At 43.4% G+C, this 9,480-nt stretch carries 6 protein-coding genes; 5 read left to right on the forward strand and 1 reads right to left on the reverse strand.

Annotated elements, in window-relative coordinates:
- Window positions 1–146 precede the first annotated feature (146 nt).
- Window positions 147–2,525, forward strand: coding sequence for a phosphoenolpyruvate synthase (ppsA, locus tag LGZ99_RS19015; RefSeq protein ID WP_036838041.1), 2,379 nt, complete (start codon window positions 147–149; stop codon window positions 2,523–2,525).
- A 453-nt stretch (window positions 2,526–2,978) separates the two neighbouring features.
- Here the strand turns inward: ppsA and ydiK are convergent, their stop codons facing one another.
- Window positions 2,979–4,088: an AI-2E family transporter YdiK gene (ydiK, locus tag LGZ99_RS19020; RefSeq protein ID WP_021322971.1), complete on the reverse strand. Its 1,110-nt coding sequence runs from the start codon at window positions 4,086–4,088 to the stop codon at window positions 2,979–2,981.
- Window positions 4,089–4,311: 223 nt separating this feature from the next.
- Between ydiK and ydiJ the strand changes: the two genes are divergently transcribed.
- The 4 genes from ydiJ to LGZ99_RS19040 all read left to right on the forward strand — a co-directional run bounded on the left by ydiJ (window position 4,312) and on the right by LGZ99_RS19040 (window position 9,042).
- The gene (ydiJ, locus tag LGZ99_RS19025; RefSeq protein WP_036838043.1) at window positions 4,312–7,368 is read left to right on the forward strand and encodes a D-2-hydroxyglutarate dehydrogenase YdiJ; all 3,057 of its coding nucleotides are present in this window, start codon (window positions 4,312–4,314) and stop codon (window positions 7,366–7,368) included.
- On the forward strand, window positions 7,365–7,781 hold the full coding sequence (menI, locus tag LGZ99_RS19030; RefSeq protein ID WP_021322972.1) for a 1,4-dihydroxy-2-naphthoyl-CoA hydrolase: 417 nt from the start codon (window positions 7,365–7,367) through the stop codon (window positions 7,779–7,781). The genes ydiJ and menI overlap by 4 nt, the downstream gene beginning before the upstream one ends.
- A 493-nt stretch (window positions 7,782–8,274) precedes the next feature.
- Window positions 8,275–8,424, forward strand: a complete 150-nt coding sequence (locus LGZ99_RS19035) for a type I toxin-antitoxin system Hok/Gef family toxin (protein WP_051225736.1) — start codon at window positions 8,275–8,277, stop codon at window positions 8,422–8,424.
- A 480-nt stretch (window positions 8,425–8,904) separates the two neighbouring features.
- Complete coding sequence (locus LGZ99_RS19040; protein WP_262979440.1) at window positions 8,905–9,042, forward strand: Hok/Gef family protein; 138 nt, start codon at window positions 8,905–8,907, stop codon at window positions 9,040–9,042.
- The last annotated feature ends 438 nt before the right edge of the window (window positions 9,043–9,480 follow it).

The raw sequence follows: 9,480 nt of genomic DNA on the forward strand, positions 1-9,480 counted from the left end.
TATACCTGAGAAAAAAATAATGTGTTGGGTTGATCGATTCACCTTTCTATGTGTGCCAAAACATTGTGTTAGTCTATTTATGGCTGCTGAAAATGCAGTGCCAATTTTCCGACTTGTACCTCACGAATGTTAAAAGGATTGTTTTAATGCCCAACAATAACCTCCCCCCGTGTAATGTGCTTTGGTATAACCAATTAGGTATGCATGATGTTGACCGGGTTGGTGGTAAAAACGCCTCCCTGGGAGAAATGATCACTAACCTGTCAGAATTGGGGGTTTCTGTCCCGAATGGTTTTGCGACCACCGCACAGGCATTTAATGATTTCTTGGAGCAAAGTGGTGTCAATCAGCGTATTTATAGCTTGCTGGATGAAACTGATGTTGATGATGTGAATCAACTGGCTAAAGCGGGTGCACAAATTCGTCAATGGGTGATTGATACACCATTGACGCCGCAATTGGAAAGAGATATTCAGGCCGCTTATCAACAGTTGTCTGAAGGGGAGCCAGAAGCTTCTTTTGCCGTGCGTTCTTCGGCAACGGCTGAAGATATGCCGGATGCTTCTTTTGCCGGGCAGCAGGAAACTTTTTTGAACGTACAAGGCATTGATGCTGTGATGATTGCCATCAAGCATGTGTTTGCTTCACTGTTTAATGACCGGGCTATTTCTTATCGTGTCCATCAGGGATATGACCATCGGGGGGTTGCGTTATCAGCCGGTGTACAGCGTATGGTGCGTTCTGATATCGCCTCTTCCGGTGTGATGTTCACTATTGATACTGAATCAGGATTTGATCAGGTTGTCTTTATTACTTCTGCTTACGGATTGGGTGAGATGGTTGTTCAGGGGGCTGTGAACCCGGATGAATTCTATGTTCATAAGCCAACGCTGAATAAGGGTAAACCCGCTATTGTTCGCCGCAATTTGGGTTCTAAAAAACTGCATATGATCTACGCTGATAATAAAGAGCATGGTAAGCAGGTATGTATCGAAGAGGTGCCTGAAGTACAACGCAATCGTTTCTCTTTAGTTGATGAAGAAGTTGAAGAGTTAGCCCGTCAGGCGCTGTTGATTGAAAAACATTATGGCCGGCCGATGGATATTGAATGGGCCAAAGATGGTCATAATGGCAAGTTATATATTGTTCAGGCGCGTCCTGAGACTGTCCGCTCAAACCAACAGGTTATGGAACGTTACCAACTGAATGAACAAGGTCAGGTGTTGGTGGAAGGGCGCGCCATAGGCCATCGTATTGGTGCGGGTACAGTAAAAGTTATTCATAACTTAAATGAAATGGATCATATCCGGCCGGGTGATGTTCTGGTCACTGATATGACCGATCCGGATTGGGAGCCGATTATGAAAAAGGCGGCTGCGATCGTGACTAATCGTGGCGGTCGGACTTGTCATGCAGCGATTATTGCCCGTGAATTGGGTATTCCCGCGGTTGTTGGATGTGGTGATGCAACGGAACGCCTGAAAGAAAATCAACCGGTGACGGTTTCTTGTGCGGAAGGCGATACGGGTTTTGTTTATCAAAATCAACTGGATTTCATTGTACAAAGTTCTCAGGTCGATCAATTACCAGAGCTTGATGTGAAAATCATGCTGAATGTGGGTAATCCTGACCGCGCATTTGATTTTGCCTGCTTGCCAAATGAAGGTGTTGGTCTTGCCCGTTTGGAATTTATTATTAACCGAATGATTGGCGTACATCCTCGCGCATTACTGGAGTTTGATCAGCAAACGCCGGAATTGCAGCAAGAGATAAAATCTCTGATGGCGGGTTATGATAATCCGGTTGAATTCTATGTTGGACGCCTGACTGAAGGGATCGCAACACTGGCGGCTGCGTTCTGGCCGAAGCGGGTTATTGTTCGTCTGTCTGACTTTAAATCCAATGAATATGCCAATCTGGTTGGGGGTGATATTTACGAACCTAATGAAGAGAACCCGATGTTGGGCTTCCGTGGTGCGGGGCGTTATGTCTCTGATAGTTTCCGCGGTTGTTTCGCATTGGAGTGTGAAGCGGTTAAGCGTGTACGTAATGATATGGGGCTGACCAACGTCGAAATTATGATCCCGTTCGTGCGTACTGTCGCTCAGGCTGAAGCGGTTATTGCTGAATTAGCGTCACAAGGGTTGAAGCGTGGTGAGAACGGATTGAAAGTCATTATGATGTGTGAGATTCCATCCAATGCAATTCTGGCGGAACAGTTCCTTGAACATTTTGATGGCTTTTCTATTGGCTCTAATGATATGACTCAACTTACTCTTGGCTTGGACCGGGATTCCGGCGTGGTATCTGAGTTATTTGATGAGCGCAATGATGCGGTCAAAGCTATGCTCTCATTAGCTATCCAGGCGGCCAAGCGGCAAAACAAATATGTGGGAATTTGCGGGCAGGGGCCTTCAGACCATCAGGATTTTGCTCATTGGTTGATGGAAGAGGGAATTGATAGCTTGTCGTTGAACCCAGATACCGTGGTGAAAACTTGGTTGGGATTAGCGAAAGAGAGTTAACTGAGAATAATACGCAATTGAAACTCAAGGCCCGTCAGAATAAATGGCGGGTTTTTTAATGGATAAAGTAACTGATTACAATGCCACAGAATAAGGATAAAAATAGTGAAAAAAAAAGCCTACCATGGGCGTGATAGGCAAGGACTACACACAGCAATATACGCGTTTCTAATAAATAGAACTATCAAAAGGAGAAATAAACGTCTCGTTTACAGCCCGCTTATACTAATTTAGTTAAATAGTTTATTCATTAAGAATTGTCCTAATTTTCGGATTATTTACGGCTATAAAAAACCAAATTTAACCTTTTTTTAACATTGTGATTACAATAATGATATCTAACAAATAAAAACAAATGAGTATTTCAAATGAATGATTAGTTTTTAAGATTATGGTTTAGCGAAAGGGTTAACCCTCTTTCGCTATGTGAGACAGAATTAATCGTCATACAAATTATTCTGAAAATTCTTTTTCCAGATATTTTTCAGTTTCTGTTAAATCATTTTCAGGTGCTGGGACTTCGTTCATCCAGGCAATTAATAAACGATAAGCAACGGCTAATACAACCGGTCCGATAAATAAGCCAATCATGCCAAATGAGAGTATTCCGCCAATAACGCCGGTTAATATCAAAGCCATCGGTAAATCAGCGCCTAAACGGATTAAAAATGGACGAAGAAATCCATCCATTGTTGTCACTATGCAGCTCCAAACCAATAGCACGGTGCCCCAGGTTGTATCACCTGTCCAGTAAAGCCAGGCAACAGCCGGCACTAAAATCAACAATGGACCAAGCTGGGCAACACAACAGACAAACATAAGTACTGTCAGCAACGTAGCATAAGGGATCCCTGAAACGGCCAGGCCAAGACCACCGATAATGGCTTGAACCAGCGCAGTAACGACGACGCCGAGCGCGACAGCGCGGATGGATTGTGCCGCCAGCAGGATGGCGGCATCTCCGCGTTTATCTGCCAGGCGAACGGCAAAATGGCGAATACTCATCGTCACCTGTTCGCCTTTCAGATATAGGAGCACGCTGAATAGCACCATCAAACCAAGATGGAAAACGAAGCGTCCGGCATTGGCTGCCTGAGTAAAGAACCAGGTTGCCGCCTCTCCGACATAGGGCTGGACTTTAGCAATCAGCACATTGCCACCATCAGTGATCAATGAGTTCCAGCCGCTGTAAAGTTTATTGCCAACCAGCGGAATGCTGTCCAGCCAGGTCATTGCTGGCATTTGAAAATTAGCCGGGGATTTAGCCCACTGAATTAATGGCGCGCTGTTTTCCAATAAGCTACTGACCAGTAATGCGATGGGGATCACAAACAACAGAATTAATAATAACGTCATGATGGAAACTGCAATCCACCGTTTACCCCATAAACTGTTTTGTATTTTTTCCAGTAAAGGCCATGTGGCGATAACCACCATTCCTGCCCAGACAAAACCAAGGATAAATGGTTTCATCACCCAGAAACTGGTAACAATTAAGAGTGAAAGAAAAATTAAAGTAAACAATAGTTTTGGTAGATCATAATACGGTTGAGATTTGTCCATAAGTTAATTTCTCTAAGGAATTGAGTGGCGCTAACGATAATGAATAAATAGGATGTTATCTACAGGTTACTCAAAATAGGTGAATATTATGATAAGGTAACCGCTTGCCTTCTCAGACACGTCAGTTAACGGTGGTTAATGGTTACGACTGACTCGGGCATCAATTCAAAGATAGTATAAATGAAGCAATGTGGACACTCATTTTAAAAGGGTCAAAACGATAATGATCCCACGCATATTACAAGCACCTCACGTTAGTGAGGTGGCACAGGAATTTTTGGATACACTCAAGGAACAAGGATTTACCGGAGATACCGCAAGCAGCTATGCAGATCGCCTGACGATGGCGACAGATAACAGTATCTATCAACTCTTACCACAGGCTGTCGTTTTCCCTCGATCCGGCGCAGATGTGGTTTTACTGGCCCGTGTCGCAGGTGAAAAAAAATATCAGAATTTGACATTCACCCCGCGCGGAGGCGGTACTGGCACAAACGGCCAGGCCCTTAATGAGGGTATCGTGGTGGATATGTCCCGTTATATGAATCGTATCCTTGAGATTAATCCGGAGCAGGGATGGGTCAGAGTTGAAGCGGGCGTAATTAAAGACCAACTGAACCAATATTTGCGCCCATATGGTTATTTCTTTTCACCTGAGCTTTCAACCAGTAACCGTGCAACATTGGGCGGAATGATTAATACCGATGCTTCCGGTCAGGGTTCACTGGTATATGGTAAAACATCCGATCATGTTCTTGGTTTACGGGCAGTTTTATTAGGCGGCGAATTACTTGATACCCGCTCAATGGACATAGCACAGGCGGAATCAATTGCCCGGGAAGATTCTGTTACAGGCCGTATCTATAACACCGTACTTAACCGCTGCCGTGAGCGGCGTGAACTTATCGTTGAAAAATTCCCCAAACTCAATCGCTTTCTGACAGGTTATGATTTGCGTCATGTTTTCAGTGACGATATGCAGAAGTTTGACTTGGGTCGTATATTGACCGGTTCAGAAGGAACGCTGGCTTTTATTACCGAAGCGATTCTGGATATTACGCCGTTGCCGAAAGTCAGGCGGTTGGTGAACGTAAAATATGATTCATTTGATTCAGCACTGCGTAACGCGCCTTTTATGGTGAATGCAAAAGCTCTATCTGTTGAAACCGTGGATTCAAAAGTTCTGAATTTAGCGCGTGAGGATATTGTCTGGCATTCAGTGAAAGAATTGATCACCGATATTCCCGGCAAGGATATGCAGGGGTTGAATATTGTTGAATTCAGTGGTGATGATCAACAATTGATCGACCAGCAGGTAGACATACTTTGTCAGCGCCTTGACGAACTGATAGAAGGTCGTCAGGGCGTTATTGGCTACCAGATTTGCCGGGAGCTGGCTGATATTGAGCGTATTTATGCAATGCGCAAGAAATCGGTTGGATTACTGGGTAACAGTAAAGGTGCGGCGAAACCGATCCCCTTTGTGGAAGATACGTGTGTGCCTCCACAGTATCTTGCTGATTATATTGCGGAATTCCGCCAGTTACTGGATAGCCATCAGTTGAATTATGGTATGTTTGGCCATGTAGATGCCGGTGTGTTGCACGTTCGGCCAGCACTGGATATGTGCGATCCGCAGCAAGAGATACTGATGAAACAAATTTCTGATGACATTGTCAGTCTTACCGCCCGTTATGGCGGTTTGTTGTGGGGAGAACATGGTAAAGGTTTTCGGGCTGAATATAGTCAGGAATTTTTCGGCAGCATTTTGTATGAGGAGTTGCGCCGGATAAAGGCGGCCTTTGATCCGGATAACCGCTTGAATCCGGGTAAGATCTGCCCACCGATTGGTGTGGATGCACCAATGATGAAAATTGATGCCGTTAAGCGGGGGACTTATGACCGGACAATCCCGGTCAATGTAAGAAATACATTCCGTGGTGCGATGGAATGTAATGGTAATGGGCTGTGTTTTAATTTCGATGTGAAAAGCCCGATGTGCCCGTCAATGAAAATTAGCCGGCAGCGTATCCACTCACCGAAAGGGCGGGCAACATTAGTGCGTGAATGGCTTCGGCTTTTGACCGAACAGGGTATGGATCCGCAACTGTTGAAGCAGGGATTGGAACAAAAACGGCCAAGCCTGCGTGGTCTGATTGAAAAGACGCGTAATAGTTGGCAAGCATGGCGTGGAGAGTATGACTTCTCCCATGAAGTAAAAGAGGCGATGTCTGGTTGTTTGGCATGTAAAGCCTGCTCAACACAGTGCCCGATCAAAATTGATGTGCCGTCATTCCGTGCACGTTTTCTTGAGTTATATCACGGTCGCTATCTCCGTCCTGTGCGTGATTATATTGTGGCAGCTGCGGAAAGTAGTACGCCATTAATGGCTAAAGCGCCGCGAGCATTTAATTTTTTCCTGAAACAGTCGTGGGTGCAGGAATTGAGCCGCCGGACTGTCGGGATGGTGGATCTCCCCTTGTTATCCAGTCCGACATTGCACCAACAGCTTGCTGGTCATTACGCGCTTTCGACCACACTGGAACAGCTTGAAAAAATGGATCAGTCTTATCGCAACGGATATGTGTTGATTGTTCAGGATCCGTTCACCAGTTATTACGATGCGAAAGTGGTGGCTGATTTTGCCTGTCTGGTGGAAAAATTGGGATATAAGCCGGTATTGCTGCCATTTTCCCCTAACGGTAAAGCCCAACATATCAAAGGTTTTTTATCCCGCTTTGCTAAAACGGCCAAAAAAACGTCAGATTTTCTCAATCGGGTATTTGAGCTGGGTATCCCTATGGTCGGTGTCGATCCTGCATTGGTACTGTGCTATCGGGATGAATACAAAGAAATTCTCGGAGAGCAGCGTGGTAAGTTTGAGGTTCAGCTTGTTCACGAATGGTTGATCAATATCTTACCGGAGAAAAATGATAATCAGGCCGTGTCCGGTGATAAATGGTATCTGTTTGGACATTGTACGGAAGTGACTATGCTACCAGGCAGTAGTAAACAGTGGGAAAAAATTTTCCAGCGGTTGGGTAGTAAGCTGGATAATATCAGTGTAGGCTGCTGTGGAATGGCTGGAACATATGGTCATGAAAACAAAAACATAAAACACTCTATTGGTATCTATAAATTATCCTGGCAACCTGCCTTGCAGAAATTACCTCTGGAGCGTTGCCTGAGTTCCGGTTATTCCTGCCGCAGTCAGGTTAAGCGGGTAGAAGGGCAAGTACTTAAGCATCCGTTGCAAGCTTTATTGGAGATAATCCCATGATTTGGAAACGTGATATTGGACTGGATAGCCTGAATCAAGTAAATAGCCAATGTATGATGGGCCATCTGGGCATAAAAATCACGCATATCGGTGATGATTTTATTGAAGGCACAATGCCGGTTGACTATCGTACCCGTCAGCCGTTTGGTTTATTACATGGCGGGGCATCTGTTGTACTGGCAGAATCACTCGGTTCTTTGGCTGGGTATCTCTGTTCCGAAGGTGAGAAAAAAGTTGTTGGGCTGGAAATCAATGCCAACCATATCCGGTCTGTTCGCAGTGGCGAAGTTAAAGGGGTGTGTAAGCCCCTGCATATTGGCCGTAATCACCAGGTATGGCGAATCGATATTTTTGATGAACGTCAACACCTGTGTTGCACTTCCCGGTTAACTACTTCAGTGTTGCCTGGATAAAATAATAGTAGGTTATTTTTCTATGGATTAATAACCTACTCATTAAGTGAAAAAATTATTTTTCTATGTATTAAATTTAGTTGTAATAGTCTTCGTAATTATAGCTTTTATCGATATTTTTATAATATTATTGCTTATGTGATCTGTTTATATATCTGATTAATTTAAATGTCGAATGGAATGGATATGGTGAATTGTATTAAAAAGATTAATATCGAAATAGATAAAAATTTCCTTTTATTCAAATCTATAAACGTCGGTATATATTAATGAGTGCTAAAATTTCAGCGGTTTTAATTTGTGTTATTTCCTATAGATATAGGTATTTTGCTTTGGTATATTCTGGGCGGGCGCTTGAGACTATCTGTCTCTGGCGTGCTGGAGCGGATAGAAGAAAGCCCCAAATGATCTTTCAATCAATTTGAGGCCCAATCTAATGCTTCACAACATAAGATTAGCCTCTTACACGCCGAAAGGCAAGGAGACGCTAACCATGAAACAGCAAAAAGCGATATTTATCGCCATCGTTATTTGTATTGCCGCTTTAGCGGCTGTGTTGGTCACGAGGAAAGACCTCTGTGAGGTTCGCATCCGAAGCGGCCAAACGGAGGTTGCTGTTTTCATGGATTACGAACCCAAGTAAGAGCAACGGCGGGGAACAATCTCCGCCATCTCTTGTTGTTGAACATGGCTCTCAAGCGCCCGATTACCCACTCTTAATTGCTATCCCGTCATTTTATTTATATTTTTATAATATCATTGCTTATTTGATCTGCTTATATATTTGATGAATTTAAATGTCGAGTGGAATGGATATGGTGAATTATATTAAAAGGATTAATATCGAAATAGATAAAAACTTCCTTTTATTCAAATCTATAAAATCCGGGATATATTAATGAGCGCTAAAATTTCAGTGGTTTTAATTTTTGTCATTTCCTATAGATATAGGTATTTTGCTTTGGTATATTCTGGGCGGGCGCTTGAGACTATCTGTCTCTGGCGTGCTGGAGCGGATAGAAGAAAGCCCCAAATGATCTTTCAATCAATTTGAGGCCTATTCTTTATGCTTAGCAACATAAGATTAGTCTCTTACACGCCGAAAGGCAAGGAGACGCTAACCATGAAACAGCAAAAAGCAATATTTATCGCCATCGTTATTTGTATTACCGCTTTAGCGGCTGTGCTGGTCACGAGGAAAGACCTCTGTGAGGTTCGCATCCGAAGCGGTCAAACGGAGGTTGCTTACGAACCCAAGTAAGAGCAACGGCGGGGAGCAATCTCCGCCATCTCTTGTTGTTGAACATGGCTCTCAAGCGCCCGATTACCCACTCTTAATTGCTATCCTGTCATTTTATTTATATTTTTATAATATCATTGCTTATTTTATCTGCTTATATATTTGATGAATTTAAATGTCGAGTGGAATGGATATGGTGAATTGTATTAAAAAGATTAATATCGAAATAGATAAAAATTTACTTTTATTCAAATCTATAAACGTCGGGATATATTAATGAGTACTAAAATTTCAGCGGTTTTAATTTGTGTTATTTCCTATAGATATAGGTATTTTGCTTTGTTATATTCTGGGCGGGCGCTTGAGACTATCTGTCTCTGGCGTGCTGGAGCGGATAGAAGAAAGCCCCGAGTGATTTTTCAATCAACCCGAGGCCTATCCTTATGCTAGACAACATAA

The sequence above is a fragment of the Photorhabdus temperata genome, from assembly GCF_025384845.1.
GTDB lineage: Bacteria > Pseudomonadota > Gammaproteobacteria > Enterobacterales > Enterobacteriaceae > Photorhabdus > Photorhabdus temperata.

What these genes read in the sequence shown, in the direction of transcription:
- ppsA (WP_036838041.1), top strand. Translation starts at nt 147, where the DNA reads ATGCCCAACAATAACCTCCCCCCGTGTAATGTGCTTTGGTATAACCAA.
- ydiK (WP_021322971.1), bottom strand. Translation starts at nt 4,088, where the DNA reads ATGGACAAATCTCAACCGTATTATGATCTACCAAAACTATTGTTTACT.
- ydiJ (WP_036838043.1), top strand. Translation starts at nt 4,312, where the DNA reads ATGATCCCACGCATATTACAAGCACCTCACGTTAGTGAGGTGGCACAG.
- menI (WP_021322972.1), top strand. Translation starts at nt 7,365, where the DNA reads ATGATTTGGAAACGTGATATTGGACTGGATAGCCTGAATCAAGTAAAT.
- LGZ99_RS19035 (WP_051225736.1), top strand. Translation starts at nt 8,275, where the DNA reads ATGAAACAGCAAAAAGCGATATTTATCGCCATCGTTATTTGTATTGCC.
- LGZ99_RS19040 (WP_262979440.1), top strand. Translation starts at nt 8,905, where the DNA reads ATGAAACAGCAAAAAGCAATATTTATCGCCATCGTTATTTGTATTACC.